At 57.6% G+C, this 19,571-nt stretch carries 12 protein-coding genes; 4 read left to right on the top strand and 8 right to left on the bottom strand.

Going from position 1 to position 19,571, the window contains the following annotated elements; all coding sequences use genetic code 11:
- Positions 1–257: 257 nt before the first annotated feature.
- From J4E00_RS08545 to J4E00_RS08515, 7 genes are all read right to left on the bottom strand, one after another.
- Positions 258–4,175, bottom strand: a complete 3,918-nt coding sequence (locus J4E00_RS08545; protein WP_208174720.1) for a T9SS type A sorting domain-containing protein — start codon at positions 4,173–4,175, stop codon at positions 258–260.
- 217 nt (positions 4,176–4,392) lie between these two features.
- A complete protein-coding gene (locus J4E00_RS08540) occupies positions 4,393–7,539 on the bottom strand; it encodes an efflux RND transporter permease subunit (protein ID WP_208174719.1) in 3,147 nt (1,048 codons plus the stop codon).
- Positions 7,540–7,751: 212 nt separating this feature from the next.
- A complete protein-coding gene (locus tag J4E00_RS08535) occupies positions 7,752–10,916 on the bottom strand; it encodes an efflux RND transporter permease subunit (RefSeq protein ID WP_208174718.1) in 3,165 nt (1,054 codons plus the stop codon).
- Between the two features lie 168 nt (positions 10,917–11,084).
- Positions 11,085–12,164 carry an efflux RND transporter periplasmic adaptor subunit gene (locus tag J4E00_RS08530; protein WP_208174717.1) on the bottom strand — a complete coding sequence of 360 codons (1,080 nt, stop codon included), beginning with the start codon at positions 12,162–12,164 and terminating at the stop codon, positions 11,085–11,087.
- Positions 12,165–12,254: 90 nt separating this feature from the next.
- Complete coding sequence (locus tag J4E00_RS08525; RefSeq protein WP_208174716.1) at positions 12,255–13,574, bottom strand: TolC family protein; 1,320 nt, start codon at positions 13,572–13,574, stop codon at positions 12,255–12,257.
- A 113-nt stretch (positions 13,575–13,687) separates the two neighbouring features.
- Positions 13,688–14,497, bottom strand: coding sequence for a DUF937 domain-containing protein (locus J4E00_RS08520; RefSeq protein ID WP_208174715.1), 810 nt, complete (start codon positions 14,495–14,497; stop codon positions 13,688–13,690).
- 278 nt (positions 14,498–14,775) lie between these two features.
- Entirely contained in the window at positions 14,776–15,114 is a 339-nt protein-coding gene (locus tag J4E00_RS08515) for a tetratricopeptide repeat protein (protein WP_208174714.1), read from the bottom strand.
- A 154-nt stretch (positions 15,115–15,268) separates the two neighbouring features.
- Here J4E00_RS08515 and J4E00_RS08510 point away from each other — a divergent pair, with 154 nt between their 5' ends.
- The 4 genes from J4E00_RS08510 to J4E00_RS08495 all read left to right on the top strand — a co-directional run bounded on the left by J4E00_RS08510 (position 15,269) and on the right by J4E00_RS08495 (position 18,591).
- Positions 15,269–16,009 (top strand): electron transfer flavoprotein subunit beta/FixA family protein, encoded by a 741-nt coding sequence (locus J4E00_RS08510; RefSeq protein WP_208174713.1) that lies wholly within the window; start codon positions 15,269–15,271, stop codon positions 16,007–16,009.
- A gap of 96 nt (positions 16,010–16,105) precedes the next feature.
- On the top strand, positions 16,106–17,083 hold the full coding sequence (locus J4E00_RS08505; protein ID WP_208174712.1) for an electron transfer flavoprotein subunit alpha/FixB family protein: 978 nt from the start codon (positions 16,106–16,108) through the stop codon (positions 17,081–17,083).
- Between the two features lie 216 nt (positions 17,084–17,299).
- Entirely contained in the window at positions 17,300–17,932 is a 633-nt protein-coding gene (locus J4E00_RS08500; RefSeq protein ID WP_208174711.1) for a bifunctional nuclease family protein, read from the top strand.
- 122 nt (positions 17,933–18,054) lie between these two features.
- The gene (locus tag J4E00_RS08495) at positions 18,055–18,591 is read left to right on the top strand and encodes a YfiT family bacillithiol transferase (protein ID WP_208174710.1); all 537 of its coding nucleotides are present in this window, start codon (positions 18,055–18,057) and stop codon (positions 18,589–18,591) included.
- 127 nt (positions 18,592–18,718) lie between these two features.
- Here the strand turns inward: J4E00_RS08495 and J4E00_RS08490 are convergent, their stop codons facing one another.
- Positions 18,719–19,534: an ABC transporter ATP-binding protein gene (locus J4E00_RS08490; protein ID WP_208174709.1), complete on the bottom strand. Its 816-nt coding sequence runs from the start codon at positions 19,532–19,534 to the stop codon at positions 18,719–18,721.
- Between the last annotated feature and the right edge of the window lie 37 nt (positions 19,535–19,571).

Here is a 19,571-nt window from a genome sequence, read left to right as displayed (position 1 = left end):
TGCCCGTTATTCAGGCCAGTCGATTTGCTTCACGATTCTAGATTATTTTAAAAAGGTAAAGCAAAAACAGAAAATATTTTGCTTTACCTTTTTAAGGTCCTTCAAAAACATAGAGCAAAGGCAACTGCTGATTTGCTTTACAGTTTTGAAGGGCTTCAGAATCGGTAAGCAGAATCAGACAGCTAAAATCGTGGCAATCCTCACGCGGTACAGATGCTTCGACACTTGCATCATGCCCGTATAACTGAGACAGTTTCTTACTCCACCGCCAGCCGGCGGCTCACAGGGCCCATCGTGGTATTCACGCGCACCGTATAGATGCCCGGAGCTAAGCCAGTGAGCGGCAATTCCAAGGCTTTGGCATTGGGGGCGAAGGTATGAGTGGCAACGAGCTGGCCCACGCCGTTGAGTACCGCCACAGTTATGGGCCCTTGGTCGCGCAAGGAAGAAGGCAGCAACAGCGAGGTTGTGTTGCGGGCGGGGTTGGGGCTTAGGCTTACCAGCACCGCTGAGGAGCCGACGGCCGTAGCCAGTACCCGCGCCCGGGTGGTGAACAGCACCGCATAGCGATTGGCCAATGGTGCGGCGGCCGCTAACGTAACGGGCACCACCGGGCTCAGGGCCAAATCGGTATACCCGCCGGCCCCGGCATCGTGCAAGTAGGCGTGATAGCCGACTGGCAAACTGGCCAGGGTTTCGGCGGCCAGCTCGTAGGTACCAGCGGCGGCCGCGCGCAGCGTTAGGGGCACCCACACATCGGCTCCCGTGAGGGCAGGAAGCCCGTTAATACTGAAATCCTTGCCATTGCTTTGCGAAGCCAGCGTTAGGGCCTGAGCAGCGCCGGCCAGGTACGCAGCATCGAAGCTGGCATCGGCATTAATCGTGGCTCCGGCCTGGAAATAAATGGCCGTTTGGTGAGCCAGCGTGCCAGCGGGGTTGCGCAGGGCCAACAGCAGCCGCGGGCGCGTATCGGCGCCGCGCTGCACATTGAGTGCATCGGGGGTGGTCAGCAAGTCGTCGAGGGTGAAGCGCAGAAACCCGGTGTGGTAGGCCGAGTCGGTACGCACGAAAAAGGCCTGCCCAACAGGCAATACCGAGCTGCCGCCGTTGACGCCAATGCCGGGGGCCCCGTGCGCGCCCGGCAGGTAGCTCGCGTAGGAACCAGTGTACTGCCCGCTGCTTTTGAAAACGTACAGCGCCGCGTTCAGACTCACGAAACGGCTGCTATCAGCAGTTACCGAATTCCAGTCCAGGGGCGCGGCGTAGGGGTTACCCAGAAAATACCAGCCGCCATCCGGGGCATCGTCGCGGTCCATTCGGGGGGCACTAAACGGAACCAGGATGGGTGCGCCGCTGAAGCTAAGCGTCAGGTTGCCCGGGGCATTCACCGTCAGGCCTTGGGCTGTGCGCAGCAGGGAGGTTTGGGCAGACGGCGAAACCCAGCCCGCGTCGAAGTCGTGCACGTTGGGGTCGCCGGAAAGGCCCACGCGGCCCTGATTGTAGGTAAACACCGTAGGAAAAGGCGTCACGGCCGTATTACTCAAGCTGTTGTACTGCGGATTTACGACGGGGGTAAAAGAGCCGGCGGCCAGGTTGCGCACGGCGGGGCCGGTCACGGGCACGGTCAGGTGGCGGTAGCCCAAGCCGGCGTTGCGGCTGCCATCCACGTATACCTGCACGCCCACGCTGCCGATGTAGCGCCCGAGTGTGCGGGGCAGCCCCGCCCCTGCCGTGACGGGCGTCAGCATGGCCTGTTGCCCCAGGGTCGAGCGCAACGTGAGGCGGTTGTTAGTAATAATGGTGCCGAGGTTTTCCACTTGTCGCTGCACCTCCACCGGGCAGCCCAGGGCCAGGGTTTCGCGCGTGTCGCTTACGCGCAGCAGCCCGACCACCACAGCAGTACTCCCCGCTAGCACGTGCTGGTAGCTAAGGCCAAAAACCGTGGAGTCGTGGTCGAAAGCCAAGCGACCGGTGGGGTCAAAGACAACTGCCGCACTCCCGGCATCGAGGCTGCCCAGCAGCCGCAGTTCGGCGCGCGCCCCAACGGTGAGCGCGGTCCCGGCCGTTAAAACCAGCCCGGCCACCGAAGCCGAGGTATAGTCCAGCAGCTTGAGCTGCCCACCCGGCACAGTGGCCGTACCGGGCGCCAGCTGCAAAGTAGTAGCCGGCGCGCCGGCAGCAGCCGGTTGAATCACGGACGAGTAGCGGACCATGAGCCGGGCCCCGGGTCCAATGGTCAGGCGGGCCCGCGGGCCCAGGATGAGGGTCCCAACCTCTTCGCTACCAGTCACTGTGGGCGCAAACGGAGTACCCGCTGGCACCGTGCCCGTGCCGGTGGGTACCACGCCGCTGCTCCAGTTGGCGGGCGTGTGCCAGTCGGCGCTGCTGGTGCCCAGCCAGGCTCCGCCTGACACCGGAGGCGTCGGAGCCGTGAAACTGCCCAGCACGCCTTGGCTCAGGTTGTAATAGGAGCCGGAAGCGCTGTTTTTCAGCTGAACGGCCCGCACCATGTAGTACGAAGTACCCGGCTGGGGCGCGGAGTCGGTGAACGTAGTACCGGCCAGGGGCTGGGCCGAAATGCGATAAAAAGGCCCTGCGGCAGCGGCAGCGCGGTACACGTAATAGCCGACAACCGGGTCCGGGCTGGCGGTCCAGGCCAATGCCGCTGCACTGCCCGCTACCGTAGCAGCTAAGGCCGTGGCTGGCGCCAGTACGTGCAGGCGCAAGGTCGGGTCGCCGAGCAGGGCGGTGTGTACCTGCCCACCACCAAAGGCCCGGTTGAAGTCATTGTCGGGCTGGCTGCGGCGGGCACAATAGCCCACAGTTTCGCCTAGGCCCATGAAGTGAAAGTACCAGTCGGGCCGGCCAGCCCAGCAGTTGGTCAGGGTGTAGCCGTCGGCGGCAAGGGCCGCCCGCAAGTAGTTGTCGGCATTGTCCCAATCGCCGAAATAGCTACCAAAGTGCATGTTGAACACGCATTTCACGGGCCCGCTGGCAAAGTCGCTGGTGCTTCCCACGCCCCCTTCGGAGGTGTAGTAGCCGGGGCCGCAGGCGTAGCTCCACAGGTAGCTAGCCGAGCGCAAGGTGCTGAAATACGGCAATTGGTCCACACTCCCGGCACCGATGCCAAAGAGCGGCGCAAAATTTCGCCAGCCGTTATTCGCCAATGGCTCGCCCGTGGCAAGGCCGAACTGGTCGTCTATCAGGCCCCGCTCGGCCACGGCAAACTGCCGGTGGCGAAACTGGTGGTCTTTGAGCAGGTAGCGGCGCAGCAGGTCGCGCTCGGGCAGGCCAAAGGAAGGAAGACGGCTTAGGTCTACCCGCCCCACTTCCAGCTGCAGGGTCCGCGGCAGGAAGCTTGGGTCAAATTTTCCGTCGCCGGGCACGTTGCGGTTTTCGGCCCGACTGGCGTTTGGGTTGTTTACCTGGGTGTCGGTCCAGGCGCCCGTCATGTCGCCGTAGTAGCCGTCGGCGGGCCAGGCCCCCCGATGGTCGGCATGACCATCCGGATTGATTTCGCCGGCGTATGGCACCGCGACATGGCCCAGCAGAAACACCGTGCGCACCTGGCTCGGGTCAGCCTGGTAATCGGCCAGAATCAGACTTTTCACCTGGGCTGGGGTGCGGGTAGGCGCCACATCGTGCCGGAGCACCTTCCAGCCGTCACCCACCAGGTCGGCTTGCAGTTGGGTTAGGTCGGAAGCCAAGTACGCCGCGTGGGTTGAATCCACTACCAGCACCACCGTACCCCGGCGCTCACTGGCCGCTACCTCAATACCGGCGAGCACGTAGCCCTCGGCACTGTTACTGGCACCGGAACTCTTGCGCACCCGGTACTCATAGACCCGGCCCACCACGGCCGTACTGTCCACATATTGGCCCAGCATGGCGGCTCCGCTGGTGAGTTGGCCTAGCAGCAAGGCCGTGGTGAGGGAAGCCCCTTTACTCCAGCGGTACACGTCGTAAGACGTGGCCTGCGCGTCGGGCTTCCAGCTAAGCTGAATGCGCGGCGGCGCTGCCTGGGCCGCTGCGCTTACCTCCACGGTAGCTGCCGCCAGGGTTGCCTGCGCCCGGGCAGCGGGGCCCGCCCCTAGCAACAGAACAAGCAAAAACAGCAGGCCGGTTATGCGGCCCTCATTGCTGCGGTAGCAATTAGCACGTAGGTGTTTAACCATCGAAAAGGCGGGTTATCAGGAAATACCATCCAAAGATGCATCCGCCCAGCAAATACGGCCGGAAAGCAATCACGCAAACGGCGCTGATTATTAATAGCCCACCGCGCGGCCATTTGCTCTCCCTTTTTAAACACCTGCAAAAACGGAGAGCAAAAGCAACCGATTTTTTGCTCTCCGTTTTTAGAAATCTTCAAAAACCGAAAGCAAATGGCAACGTTTACGCACCCACCAATTCCGGCCGGCGGGCCCGCCGCCGGGGCGCGGGCCCGTTCTGGTTCATCTCGCGGTAGAAGAAGGCGAAGATGAGCGGGAAAATCAGCAGCGTAAGGATGGTTGCCGATACTAGTCCACCAATCACCACGATGGCCAACGGCTTCTGCGTTTCGGAGCCGATGCCGGTGCTGAGCGCCGCCGGGAACAAGCCAATCATGGCCATGAGGGCGGTCATTACCACCGGGCGCACGCGCGAAGCCACGCCCAGGCGCAGGCTGTCGGCCAAGCTCATCTTCTTGCGCAGGTTCTCTTTGAACACGGTGATGAGCACGATGCCGTTCTGAATACATATCCCCAGCAGCGCAATAAAGCCAATGCCGGCCGAAATCGAGAAGTTGACGCCCGTGATGTGCAGTGCCGCAATGCCGCCGATGAGGGCAAACGGCACGTTGGCCAGCACCAGCGCGGCATCCTTGCCATTGCCAAAAGTGATGAACAGCAGGATGAAAATGATGACCAGCGACACTGGCACCACTTGGCCTAGCCGCTTGGTGGCCCGTACCTGGTTCTCAAACTCGCCGGCCCACTCAATGCGGTAGCCCTTGCCGAGCTTGATGCTCTGGTCCATTTTCTTCTGTGCTTCGGCAATGGTGGAGCCCATGTCCCGGTCGCGGATGGAGAACTTCACGGCGATGAAGCGCTGGCCGTTATCGTGGTACACGAAGGCCGGGCCATTGGCGGTGCCAATGTCGGCTATTTCCTTTAGCGCTACTTTGCTGCCCCGAATGGTGGGTACGCGCAACTCGCCGATTTTGCTCTCATTATCGCGGTCCTGCTTGGGGTAACGCACGGTCACATCAAACTTGCGCTCCCCCTCGTAAATCTGGGTGGCAGCCTTGCCGCCCACGGCCATTTCCACCACGGTTTGGGCGTCGGCAGTCTGGACGCCGTAGGCAGCCATGCGGGTCTGGTCGAGGCGCACGCTCATTTCGGGCTGACCCAGGTTACGCAGAATGCCCAAGTCCTTCACCCCGCGCACGTTGCTCAGCACCTTCATCACCTCATTGGCCTTGCCGTCGAGTTCCTTGAGGTCGTTACCGAAAATCTTCACGGCCAGCGCCGCGTTGATGCCGGCCACGGCCTCTTCCACGTTGTCGATGATGGGCTGCGAGTAGTTGAAAATGATGCCGGGGTACTCCTTCAGCTTCTTGTCCATCTCGTCAATCAGCTGCTCCTTGGTGATGTTGCGCTTCCACTCCTCCTTGGGCTTGAGGTTGACCTGCGCCTGCACGTAGTAGATGCCCGAGGGGTCGGTGCCGTCATTCGAGCGGCCAGTCTGGCTCAGCACCGACGTCACTTCTGGGAACGAGCGCAGGATGCGACGGTAGTTGGCCGCCATCTTGTTGGTTTCCGTCAGCGAGGACGACATCGGCAGCTTGGTTTCTACCCACAGCGCGCCTTCATTCAGCTCCGGCAGAAACTCGGACCCCAGGAAGTTGAACGAGTACAAGCCTGCCACTACCACCCCCATGGCCACCCCGAAACTCAGCAGCTTGTTGCGGTACGTGAAGCCAAACGCGCTGGTCACAATCCGGTCGAAGAAGCTCACAATTGGGTTGTGTTTCTCGCGCACGTCCTTGTTCAACAGCAGCGAGCACAGCACGGGCACCAGCGTGAGCGTGAGGATGAGCGCGCCAACTAGCGCAAAGCCCAGGGTGTAGGCCAGCGGGCTGAACATCTTGCCCTCCACTTTCTCAAACGAGAAAATCGGCAGCAAACAGGTCAGAATGATGAGCTTGGCGAAGAACACCGCCTTGCCCAGCTCGCCGCCGGTTTTCTTAATGAGCCCGAGCTTGGCCAGCTTGTTGAACTTCTCCATGCCCACCTTCTGGGCCTTGTGGTCGAGCACCACGAAGATGCCCTCCACCATCACCACCGCCCCGTCGATGATGATACCGAAGTCGATGGCGCCCATGCTCAGCAGGTTGGCGCTCATGCCCTTCAGGCGCAAGCACACAAAGGCAAACAGCAGCGCCAGCGGCACTACCACACCCACGATAAGCGTCGTCCGCCAGTCGGCCATGAACAGCAGCACGATTAGCGTTACCAGCACAATGCCTTCAATCAGGTTGTGAATGACGGTGTGCGTGCAGTGGTCCATCAGCACGTCGCGGTCGTAGAAGGTTTTGAGGTACACGCCGTTGGGCAGCACCTTCTCGTTCAGCTCCGCGATTTTGGCTTTCACGCGGCCCAGCACCTCGGCGGGGTTTTCGCCCTTGCGCATAATCACAATGCCCTCCACCACGTCGCCCTGGTCGTCGAGGCCGGCCTGGCCCACACGCGGGGCGTTGCTTTCCGTCACGCGGGCCACGTTGCGCACCAGCACCGGCACGTTGTTGATGTCCTTAACAATGATGTTGCCGATGTCTTCGGGCTTGGTCAGCAGGCCAATTCCGCGCACCACGTAGCTCTGCGAATTCTTTTCAATCACGTCGCCGCCCACGTTCAGGTTCGACTTCTGCACGGCGTCGTACACCTCCAGCGGAGTCATGTCGTACTTGGCCAGCATCGCAGGGTTCACGCTGATTTCGTACACCTTGCGCGTGCCGCCGAAAGCCGCGATGTCGGCCACACCGGGCACTGACTTTAGCTGCCGTTCCACCGTCCAGTCCTGAATGGCGAGCAGTTCGTTGGTCGTACGCGGCGTGCGGCTCTGCACGGTGTAGCGGAAAATCTCGCCCGTCGGCCCGTATGGTGGCTGCACGTGGGAGTCGCACCCGGCCGGCAGGTTCACCCCGCTCAGCAAATTGTTCACCTGCTGCCGGGCGAAAAAGTCCTCCACATTGTCCTCAAAATTTATCTTGAGCACCGATAAGCCGAACATGCTGATGCTGCGCATGTTGCTTTTCATCTGCACCGAGTTCATGGCCACCTCAATCGGTGTGCTCACGAACCGTTCCACCTCCTCGGCCGAGCGGCCGGGCCAGAGGCTCACGATAATCATCTGGGTATTGGTGACGTCCGGAAACGCCTCGATGGGTGTGTGCAGGTAGCTGTAGCTCCCGCCCGCCACCAGCAGCGCCGTCATGAAAAAGACGAAGAAGCGGTTCTTGAGCGAGAAGGCGACGATGCCTGAAATAAACTTATTCATGGAACGCAGTAGCGGGTGGGAATAGACTAGACAATAAGAATCTGGTGAAAAGATGGTGAGTAATCCATGAGGGTTAAATGAAGGTGCAAAACACAAAAAAGCCCGCTGCCGGAATGGACAGCGGGCTTTTTATGTAGCGTGGACTCTGCGAGTCCGCGCATCTTTCGTGCAGACGTGCTACTGGGGCGCGGACTCGCAGAGTCCACGCTACATTAGTGCGCTCCTACGGGCTGTTTGCGGGCGGCCCGCTCAGCGGCGAGGTCGTCGCCGTAGTGCGTGTGCTCCGACCGGTAGAAGCGTTCAAACACCAGCGGGAAGATAAAGAGGGTCAGAATGGTACCCGTTATCAGCCCACCGATTACCACGATGGCCAGCGGTTTGGAAGTTTCTGAGCCAATGCCAGTGGAAATGGCGGCCGGCATCAGGCCGATGGTGGCCATGAGGGCCGTCATCACCACGGGGCGCACCCGCGAAATCACGCCTTCATTAATACTATGGTCGAGCGTGTGCTTCTTCACCAGATTCTGCTTGAAGACGGAGATGAGAATCACCCCGTTTTGAATACAGATGCCGAACAGCGCGATGAAGCCGATACCAGCCGAAATCGAGAAGTTGGTGTGCGTGATGAGCAGCGCCGCAATGCCGCCAATGATGGCAAACGGCACGTTGAGTAGCACTAGCCCGGCATCTTTCAGGTTGCCGAAGAGGATGAACAGGATGAAGAAGATGAGGGCCAAGCTCACCGGTACCACCTGCGTGAGGCGCTGGGTGGCGCGGCGCTGGTTCTCAAAATCACCGGTCCATTTTTGCTCGTAGCCCTTGGGCAATTGCACGTGGCGGTTCACTTTCTCTTGAGCCTCGGCGATGGTCGAGCCCATGTCGCGGCCCCGGATGGAGAACTTTACGGCGGCAAAGCGGCGGTTGTCGTCGCGGTAAATCAGGCTGGGACCAGTCACAGAACCGATGTTGGCGATTTCGCTCAGCGGAATGGTTTTGCCGTTTTGCGTGGGCACCATCAGGGCCGCAATCTCAGCCGGCGTCTGGCGGAACTGCGGCTCGTAGCGCACCCGGATGGGGAATTTGCGCTCGCCCTCATACAGTTGGGTGGCCTCCTTGCCACCCACGGCCATTTCCAGCACCGAGTTGGCATCCGACTTGTCCACGCCGTAGCTGGCCATGCGGCGCTCGTCAAGGTCGACATGGAACTCTGGCTGGCCGATGTTACGCAACACGCCCAGGTCGTCGATGCCTTTTACGGTTTTCAGCACCTCGTACACCTCCCGGGCCTTGGCTTCCAGCGTGGCCAGGTCGGTGCCGTAAATCTTCACTGCAATTGAGCCCTTCACACCCGAAGCGGCTTCCTCCACGTTGTCGGTGATGGGCTGCGAGAAGTTGAAGTCGACGCCGGTAAACTTGTCGAGCTTGGCCTTCATGCGCTCCACCAAATCTTCGCGGTAGGCCTTGGATTTCATCTTCTTCTCTACCTCCGGCGTGTGCTTGAGCTGCACCAGAAACTCGTTGTTGTAGAAGCCCGTCGGGTCGGTGCCATCGTTCGGCCGGCCGGTCTGGCTCACCACGTCGCTCACCTCCGGGAAGCTCAGGAAGTCGCGCCGCATCTGGTTGCACAGCTCATTCGACGACTGCAGGCTGATACTCAGTGGCAGCTGCGCCCGCACATAAATCGAGCCTTCGTTCAACTCCGGCAAGAACTCCGAACCCAAGAACGAGAACGAGTAGAGCCCCACCGCCGTGATGGCAAAAGCCACAATCAAACTTGCTGTTTTGCGGGCGTAAGTGAAAGCAAAGAACCGCTCGGCGCCCCGGTTCACACCGCGCACGAAGAAGTTTTCTTTCTCCTTCACGTCTTTTTTCAGCAGGATGCTCACCAGCACCGGCACCAGCGTCAGAGTGAAAATCAGGGCGCCCAGCAGGGCAAAGCCCAGCGTCCAGGCCAGCGGGCTGAACACCTTGCCCTCCACTTTCTCGAAGGAAAAAATCGGCAGCAAGGCGGTGATAATAATGGCCTTTGCGAAGAAAATGGACTTGCCCATATCGCGGCCCGACTTCTTAATCAGCCCGAGCTTGGAGAGCTTGTTAAACCGCTCCATGCCCATCTCGTGCGCCTTGTGGTCGAGGGCCACGAACAGCCCTTCCACCATCACTACCGCACCGTCGATGATGATACCGAAGTCGATAGCGCCCATGCTCAGCAGGTTGGCACTCATGCCACGCAAGCGCAGGCAGATGAAGGCAAACAGCAGCGCCAGCGGAATAATCACCGACACAATCACCGTCGTGCGCCAGTCGGCCATGAACAGGAACACAATGAGCGTCACCAGCACGATGCCTTCCATCAGGTTGTGAATCACCGTTTCCGTCGAAAAGTCAATCAGCTGCTGCCGGTCGTAGAAGGTTTTCATCTTCACGTCGGGCGGCAGAATCTTGGTGTTCAGCTCGTTGACCTTGTCGTGCAGGCGGGCAATAACTTCCGACGGGTTTTCACCCTTGCGCATCACCACGATGCCTTCCAGCTTGTCGTCCTCAAAGCCGCGTCCCACCTGACCCAGGCGCGGCAGGGCGCTTTCAGTCACGCGGGCCACATCGCGCACTAGAATGGGCACGCCGTTCACGTTCTTAATCACCGTGTTGGTGATGTCCGAGATGTTGTTGAGCAGGCCAATGCCGCGTACCACGTAGTTCTGCTGGCCCTGGTTTATCACGTCGCCGCCGACGTTGATGTTGGAGCGCTGCACGGCGTTGTACAGGTCGAGCGGCGTGAGGCCAAAATCCTGCAATTTGCCAGGGTTTACGCTGATTTCGTAGTCCTTTACCTCGCCGCCAAAGCTATTCACATCAGCCACGCCGGGCACGGCTTTCAGGTTGCGCTCAATCACCCAGTCTTGCAGGGTTTTCAGCTCGCGCACACTTTTGTCCTTGCTTTCCAGCGTGTAGCGGTAGATTTCGCCGGTGGGGCCATAAGGCGGCTGCACATCGGGTGTGATGCCGTCGGGCAGGTCCACTTCGCGCAATAGGTTGTTCACCTGCGGGCGGGCAAAGGCGTCGTCCACACCATCGTCAAAAATCACTTTCACCACCGACAGGCCAAAGAGCGTGGTGCTGCGCACCGACGCTTTTTTCTGCACCGGGTTCAGGGCTATTTCAATCGGCACGGTCACGAATTTCTCCATCTCCTCGGCCGAGCGGCCGGGCCACTGCGTGATGATGGTGATTTCGGTATTGGTCACGTCCGGAAAGGCTTCAATGGGCGTGTTCCGGTAGCTCACCACGCCCATGATGATGACGGCCAGCGTCAGCAAAAAGACGAAGCCTTTATTCTTCAGCGAAAAGGCAATAATGCCTTGGATGAACTTGTTCATTTGATTGTAGCTGTTAGCTGGTAGCCGTTAGCTGATGGCTTTTTTTCGGCAAAAGCGTGGCCGTTCGGTCGAAAAATCGACCGTTTTCTGCTTGTTCAAAGCAGTCAATAAACCCTGAAAAAGGAGAGCTACTAGCTAGCAGTTGGTAGCTAAAAGCTTAATAAAAAGCTAGTCGTTCAGCTCGTCATACACCAAAAGCTGGTCTTTGGCAATGACCACATCGCCGGGTTTGAGGCCGGCGCTCACGTAGCTGTAGTCACCCACCGTCTTACTGATGGTCACGGGCCGGGTTTCCACGTGGGTGCGGTCGCGGTACACCATCACGAAATTGCGGTCCTTATCAAAAACGACCGATTTAGCGGGCACAGCCAGGGCCTTCACCCCTTCCGTATTCTCAACGCGTACCTGGGCATACATCGAAGGCTTCAGCAGATAGCCGGGGTTTTCGAGGCGAACGCGCACCTTCATCACCTTGCTGTCGGGGTCCAGCACGTTGAACACCTTGTCAATTTTGCCCCGGAAATGCTTGTCGGGATAAGAAAGCGTAGTCACGTCGGCATCGTAGCCCACTTTCACCTTCGAGATATCCGACTCGAACACGTTGGCCATAATCCAGACATCATCGAGGTTGCTCACGGTGAAGAGGTTGCCCACGTTGTCGTCGTTAAACTGCTCGTGGTCGGTAGCTTTCTTCTCCGTGATGAAGCCTGAAATGGGCGCCCGCAGCTCGTACATGCCGTCGGCCCCGATGCCGTACACGCTGAGCTGCTTCACGTTCTTGCCCACCGTGCCGCGCGCCTTGGTCACTTCGGCCCGGGCCAGCACTACATCGCGCTCCGAGTTCAGGCCTGCTTTGAACATGTCCTCGGCCACGGCCAGGTTTTTCCGGGCAATGTCGAGGTCAGACGTAGCAGCGGTGGTTTGGTTTTGTACGTCGGCAATCTCACCCGACTTGATGACGGCCAGCACCTGGCCTTTGGTCACCTTGTCGCCGAGCTGCACATTTAGCTTCTCGACTACGCCACCTACCAATGGGAACACCTGCACGGTCTTGTCACCATCGGCCTGGATTTCACCGGTCAGCACTAGCTCGTCTTGAATTGGTCGCTCGCGCACCGTGTCCAGCACAATCTGCTGCATCATGGTATCGGAAAGCTTAAAGCCTTCCTTCTTTTCTTCTTTGACTTCGGGTTTGGAGCAGCTAACCAGCGAAACGGCGGTCAGCAATGCGAGGAAGGTGCGGTTCATTGTGGTAAGCTGTTAGCTACTAGCTGTTAGCCGTTAGCTTTTGATGATGTACAGTGTGATTGATTGGCTGGGAAGCGAACAGTGCAAACCTTACTGGTCGGCGCGAAAGACGGGCTTGCCCACAGCAAAATTCAATTGCTCAAAGGCTCTTACCCGATTGGCTCGCAGCGTGTTTAGCTGCACCAAGTTGTTTTTGTAAGACTCGAAAAAGTCGATGTACTCTACTACCGACAGAATCCGCTTGGCATAGCTCTGCTCGATGCCCACCATCAGCCGGGCAAAAGGCGCAGTATCGCGGTCGGTGTTCTGAAACAGTTCGTCGTTGCGAGCCGCGAGCTGGTACGCCTGGTGCACCTCCGTTTGCACGATGAGTTGCTGTTGGTCCACCAATAGCTTACTGCTGGCAATCTGAGCCTTAGCTGCTTGGATATTGCCTTGGTTGCGGTTGAAAATCGGTACCGCCATGCCCAGGGTCAGGGCATTATAATTGTTGATATAGGAGCCAGCTTTGTCGTAGGTGTAGCCCACGGCCAGGTCCGGCACGGCCAGCTTCTGTTGCAGCTTCAGATTCAGGTTTTGCTGCTCCAGGGTGGCACGGCGGGCGTTCAGGTCGGTGCGGCGCACCAGAGCGGTATCGATGAGTTGCTGCTCAGAATACCCGTTCAGGGTGAGGTCCCGGGTGCGGCGGATGTCTGCCACGGGCACAAACTGGCTGCCGGTGGCATCGCGTAGCAACACATGCAAGTCGGCCTGGTCAGAAGCGACGTCGTTGAGGATACTCTGACGCTCGCTTTGCAGCGTAAAAAGAAAGGCTCGCAAACGAATGACCTCTTTCAGGGCAATGTTGCCTTTTTCAAACTGGGTCTGGTATAGACCTACGGTGCGTGTCAGCGACGCAATTTCCGTAGCGTAAGCCTTTAGAGTCTGTTGCTTAAAGAAAATATCGTAGTAAGTGGTGCGCAGTTGGTAGCGCAGGTTGCGCAGCAGGTCCTGTAGGTTGTACTGCTCTACCAAGGCGCCTTGCTGGGCCGCCTGGCCAGCGGCCTTGCGGCGTCCGGCCAGCGAGAACAGCTGCTGCACAGTCACTACTGCCTCACTTGCAGCCGTTCCCTCCGGCACTGTAGGCCGGGCAATGCGCCGACGCAGCACATCCTGCTCCACGTAAATGGTGGGGTTGTCGATGAGGCGGGCCTGCACGGCCTGGGCCTGGGCCACGGTCACATTGTACTGCTGGGCCAGCAGGGCCAAGTTGTTCTGAGAAAACCGCTGCTCTGCTTCGGGCAGCGTGAGCCGCACGGTGTCGCTTAAAGCGGCTTGCATGGCAACAGGAGCAGCTACGCCCTGGGCGAATACGGGGGCCTGCGCGGCACTCCCCAGACTCAGTAAAATCGCAAAAAGTAGACGGGACATATCCTTTGTTGATGACCTGACAAAGGTGTCGGTCCGCTCATGAGGATAAAATGAAAGATTCTAATAGGCCTTCAACACCATCTTTTCCTCGGTGAACAGAAGGCTTAAGTCGGTTAAAAACCGGTGAGCAGTGGCGCTCGGCCTCCTTTGGCGACAATTGTCATAGTTCCGGTAGGGCGGTGCGGGGCGGCCTGCGCTGGTAGCTGGGCGGTGGATGCCGGATGAAAAGTTTTAAAAGCCGCTACGCCTACCCCCGCCATAATCAAGATTAATGACGCCGTTATGTACCACCGTGCCCAGAAGTGCGGTCCTATTGTTTGCCGGGCCACCAGGTAAGTCACCGGACCCAGTTTCACTTCCCAGCGCGACTTTGACCGCAGCCCGAGAACTACAGAGAGGTTCTTCAACTCGCTGGGCAGCATCGCATACGCCTTGCCCCGCAAGCTCATTAGCATACCCACCAGCCCATCAGCGTCCAGTTCCTGACGTGAGGCATATTGCCCCAGCGCCCCCAGCAACGTTGCGCCTACCAGCTCCAGTACTTCGCGCATAGCTTGCGGCCGAACTTGGGCATGATTGCTCAAAGCGCATATTATTTCCTGCGCTGAACTTCCAAACGCGGCTTTCAGCAAGTGGCTGCCCCCTGCCATTGCGCTGTTGGGGGCAGCCTTGTCGCCTAGCATGGCCAACGTGCCCGTTACGCCTGCGTGAAGCGCATAGCTTGACCGCTGCATTTGCTGGCAGAGGGCAAAAGCCTGGGCCTTATCTGTTGTGGCATTGGCTATAAGCCCGCTCACCATCACCGGTATAGCGGCTTGCAGCGCCCGATTCATTCCTTTCACGCTTTCCCCCATGCGCGCCGCTAAATGTCCGCTCAGAACCGGCGGAAAAATAGGACGGACGTTATCAAGGAAAACCGACATGAAGGCGGAAGAAATAATAGAGGCACAGTTATTAGCCGGAACAAAGTAGCCGAATTATAAACCGTGCCTTTGCTATATTCCGACAGAGCTCCTATTACAGCCGACCAATTACCACTTTTGCCTGCTAAATGAATTATAGGCCTCCAATACCACCTTATTGACACAATCTATAGCTCAACTATAAAAAGCATTGATTAAAAAAATAATCCTATTTTCTCAAGTAAGTTATTTCAAGTACTGAGCTGAATTTCTCACGGTAATCAAGCCGAAATCGGGTTTTAATCATCTTCGTAGTCCAGCCCGAGGCAACTATTCAGTGCCTGAAGCAACTCGCTGGCAGCATGCTGTTGGCCTGCTTTGCGGGCTACTTGTAGGCCGGTTCGATACACTTTTTCTGCTTCATCCTTTTTCCCAAACTGTTCGAGCAACTTACCGGCGTGATAGTAAGTGCCCACGTAGTCAGGGTGCTCAGACATTAACTTTTGGTAAAATTCCCAGGCGCGTTCTGGCTCCTGGGCCCGGTATTCGGTAGCCAGGGCATATATGGTGAAGGCATCGGTTGGGTCGTCGGCGTAGAAAGCCAATAACTGCTGCAAACGTGAGGATGAAGTGTGCATTAGGGAGGGAGATTTGTTTACCTTTGAGGCAAAATTGCGGCTTTTCTACCGCATCTCATTGCATAAGGGTTGTTGCCGGAAACCGGCAAGCTCCTTCAGGTTGTTATGCATGCAGCCTTTTTTCTTTGATTTTCGCCACCCAAACCCTCTTTAGATGAAGTTTCTGGTTTGCATTTCTAACGTGCCCGACACGACCACCAAAATTTCCTTCACGCCCGATAACAAGGAGTTCAATAAGGCCGGTGTCCAGTTTGTGATTAATCCTTGGGATGAGTACGCACTCACCCGTGCCATTGAGTTGAAGGAAGCAGCCGGCAGCGGCACTGTTACCGTCCTCAACGTGGGCGAAGCCGACACGGAGCCTAACATTCGTAAGGCTCTGGCTATTGGAGCCGATGACGCTATCCGCGTGAACGCAGCGCCAACTGATGCTTATTTCGTGGCCGAACAGATTGCGGCCATTGCCAAAGAAGGTGCCTACGACGTAATTCTGATGGGCAAGGAAAGCATTGACTACAACGGCTTCCAAGTGCACGGCATGGTGGGCGAAATGCTCGGCATTCCGACGGTGGCTCCGGCCATGAAGCTGGACATGAGCGGCAACACTGCTACACTGGAACGCGAAATTGAAGGGGGCAAGGAGATTGTGACCGTGAATACGCCTTTCGTGGCCTCGTGCCAGCAGCCTATGTGCGAGCCCCGCATTCCCAACATGCGCGGCATCATGACGGCCCGCACCAAGCCCCTGAAAGTGGTGCCTGCCGTGGGCGAACCCGCCCGCACTACGGTAGCTGAGTATGCCCTGCCACCCAAAAAGCAAGGCGTAAAACTCATCGACCCAGCCAATGCCGGCGAGCTGATTACGCTGCTGCGCACCGAAGCCAAGGTTATTTAATGAAGGATGGAGCATGAGTACTGAAGACTTGGTAGTTAAGCCACTCTTCGATTTCTCATTCTTCATTCTTAATCCCTCATTCTTCATTAAGAAAAAATGTCTGTATTAGTTGTAGTTGAATGCGCCGACGGCGAGGTGAAAAAGTCGTCGTTGGAAGTGGCCTCTTATGGGGCGCAAGTGGCTGCTCAGCTGGGTACCACTGCCACCGCCATTGCCGTAGGCAATGCAAATGAGGCCAACCTGGCCAAACTGGGCGAGCAGGGCATCACGAAAGTGCTGTATGACGCGGAGCCGCGCCTGAAAGACTTCGTGAACAATGCCTATACCAAGCTCATTGCCACGGCGGCCGAGCAGGAACAAGCTAAAATCATCGTATTGGCTAACTCCAACATTGGTGCGGCGGTAGGCTCGCGCCTGTCGGTCCGGCTGAAGGCCAGCTTGGCCACCAATGTGGTTGAGCTACCCAAAACCGATGGCGGCCAGTTCACGGTGAAGCGCGGTGCCTTCTCGGGCAAGGCGTTTTCGGACGTGGTGCTGAGCGGCGACCGCAAAATCATTGCAGTGAAGAAAAATTCGACCGAAGCCCAGCATGACGCTGGCAAGACGGCCGAAGTAGCCAGCTTCTCGGCCCAGCTCTCGGATGCCGACTTCGCGGATGCTCCCAAGCAGGTAGTGATGCAGGACCAGGCCGGTGGCGTGTTGCTGCCCGAAGCCGAGCTGGTGGTTTCCGGTGGCCGTGGCATGAAAGGGCCGGAGAACTGGGGTTTGATTGAGGATTTAGCCAAAGCTTTGGGTGCAGCTACGGCTTGCTCCAAGCCCGTGTCGGACGTCGACTGGCGTCCCCACCACGAGCACGTGGGCCAGACGGGCATCACCGTTTCGCCTAACCTGTACATTGCCTGCGGTATTTCGGGTGCCATTCAGCACCTGGCCGGCGTGAACAGCTCGAAGGTGATTGTAGTCATCAACAAAGACCCGGAAGCACCTTTTTTCAAAGCTGCCGATTATGGCATCGTGGGCGACGTTTTTGACGTATTGCCCAAGCTGACTGCTGCCGTGAAAGCGCTTAATTAATACTGTTGTGAAGTGATTGGGGATTCAGGCAGCTGGTTTTCGGGAGAAAACGGCGGCTTGAGTCCCCAATCTTTTTTTGGCATTTGCGGTTTCAAGGGCAGGTTTTAGCGGCGGTTGCCCGGACTTTCCTTTATTTGCAGATACATCCTTTTCTCTGGCCCCGGCCGTTGCCCACCCGCACTTACCCATCGCCCCAAGACTCCAGTCCCCATTACCTTGAAAAAAATCCAGCTTGAAATCCTGGGCCTTTCGTCCAGTCAGTCACAATCTGGCTCCTTCGCGCTGATTCTGGGCGAGAAGGGCGGCAACCGCCGCTTGCCCATCATCATCGGCATGTTCGAAGCGCAAAGCATTGCCATTCAGATAGAAAAAATCAGCCCCAACCGGCCGCTCACGCACGACTTGTTCAAGTCGTTCGCGGAGCATGTGCACGTTGTAATTCTGGAAGTGGTGATTTCTGACCTTAAAGAAGGCGTTTTCTACTCGCGCATTGTGTGCTCTGACGGGGCTGCTACGTTCGAAATTGATGCCCGGCCCTCCGATGCCATTGCCATTGGCCTGCGCTTTGGGGTGCCCATCTACACCGTTGAAAGCGTGCTGAGCGAAGCCGGCATTATTCTTTCCGACCTCGACGAGAACGAAACCGACCCGGAAGATGACGACGATGAAGATGACGACGATGCCGAAAATGAATCGCCCCGCGCCGCTCGCGCTCAGCCCGAGCCGCGCGAACCCAGCGGTCAGGTTTCCTTGGATGAGCTGACCAAAATGCTGGCGCAGGCTCTTGAAAAAGAAGATTATGAAAAGGCTGCCAAAATCCGTGATGAACTGAATAAGCGCAACGGCTAAACGCCGATTTAACGAATTTTAGTTGTACTGCTCACTGCGGTGTAAGGCCAGTTTGCTGAGTTGATTTATTACGCTGAAAGCGCTGCTTCGAATAGAGGCAGCGCTTTCGTTTTATTTGTGCCATGAATCAACCCGACGACTTACTGAAATATCCGATTGGCCGCGCTAAGCTTCCGAGCGAACCTCTGACCGGCGCCGAGCGCACGGCACTCATTCAGCAGATTGCCGAGCTACCGGCGCAACTCACTGTCGCGGCCAGAGCGGTAGGCGGTGTAGGCCTGGAGCAGCCTTACCGGCCCGGCGGCTGGAACGGCCGGCAGGTGATTCACCACGTGGCCGACTCGCATATGAATGCCTACGTGCGCATCCGGCTGGCCCTGACCGAGGATAACCCGACTATTAAACCCTATGAGGAACAGGCTTGGGCCGAACTACCCGACGTAGCAGCTACGCCCATCACCGTGTCGTTGGCGCTGCTGGAGTCGCTGCACACCCGACTGGTTACGCTGTTGCATCACCTAAACGAGGGGGACTGGCAGCGCACTTTTTATCATCCCGGCAACCAGCGCACCTCCACCCTCGACCAGACGCTGGCGCTATACGCGTGGCATGGACAACACCATCTGGCTCACGTGAAATCCTTGATTGCAGTTGATTAACTGCGGTTCCTGCGACTTGCTATTGACACTCAGGCGGATGCAATAAAAGGTACTCAAATCAAAAAAGGCCACTCAATTGAGTGGCCTTTCTTGGTTATTTCACAGTCAAAATTAGCGGCTAATAAGCCTAAATGCCACCACCCGATTCGCTTTCTTCAGCGAAAGCGGCCATGCCGCCTTCCGTTTCGTCGTCGACGCGTTTGGCAGCGCGCACCAAGCTACTGCTGAAGATGAAGTCTCTTAGTTCGGGTACGTTGGCGTTGAGAATTTCGTCTTTGGTACCATCCCAAAGTTTTTTCCCCTGGTGCAGGAAGATGATGTGCTCACCAATCTCAATCACCGAGTTCATATCGTGGGTTACGATGACGGTGGTGATGTTGTATTCGTGCGTGATTTCGTGAATCAGGTTGTCAATTTTGATGCTTGTGGCAGGGTCGAGGCCGGAGTTAGGCTCGTCGCAAAACAGGTAGGTACACTGCGGCGCAATGGCGCGGGCAATGCCCACCCGCTTTTTCATACCGCCCGAAATCTCGGCAGGCATCTTATTACCAGCGTTTTCAAGTCCTACGCGCTTAAGGCAGAACTCAACCCGGTCGCGACGCTCTTCCGCACTCATTTCGGGCGTGAGCATCTGCAGGGGGAACTCCACATTCTGGGCAACGGTCATAGAGTCGAACAAGGCCGAGCCCTGAAACAACATCCCGATTTTGCGCCGGATTTCCTGCCGAATGTCAATTTTACTGTTCGTGTATACGGTTCCATCGAAGGTGATAGAACCGATATCGGGCTTCATCAGCCCTACAATGCACTGAAGCAGCACGCTTTTGCCGGTGCCTGAGCCACCCAGCAACAGGTTGCACTTGCCGGATTCGAATGTGCAGGTGATGCCTTTAAGTACAGGGTTGCCGTTGAACGACTTTTCTATATTGGATACTTCAATCATGGTAGTTGTCAATTATTCGTTGCTCGACATCAGCTAA

The organism is Hymenobacter negativus, assembly GCF_017571495.1.
In the GTDB taxonomy this organism is placed as follows: Bacteria; Bacteroidota; Bacteroidia; order Cytophagales; family Hymenobacteraceae; genus Hymenobacter; species Hymenobacter negativus.
The sequence above is the reverse complement of the archived record's forward strand: the minus strand, read 5'-3'. Positions and strand labels throughout refer to the sequence as shown.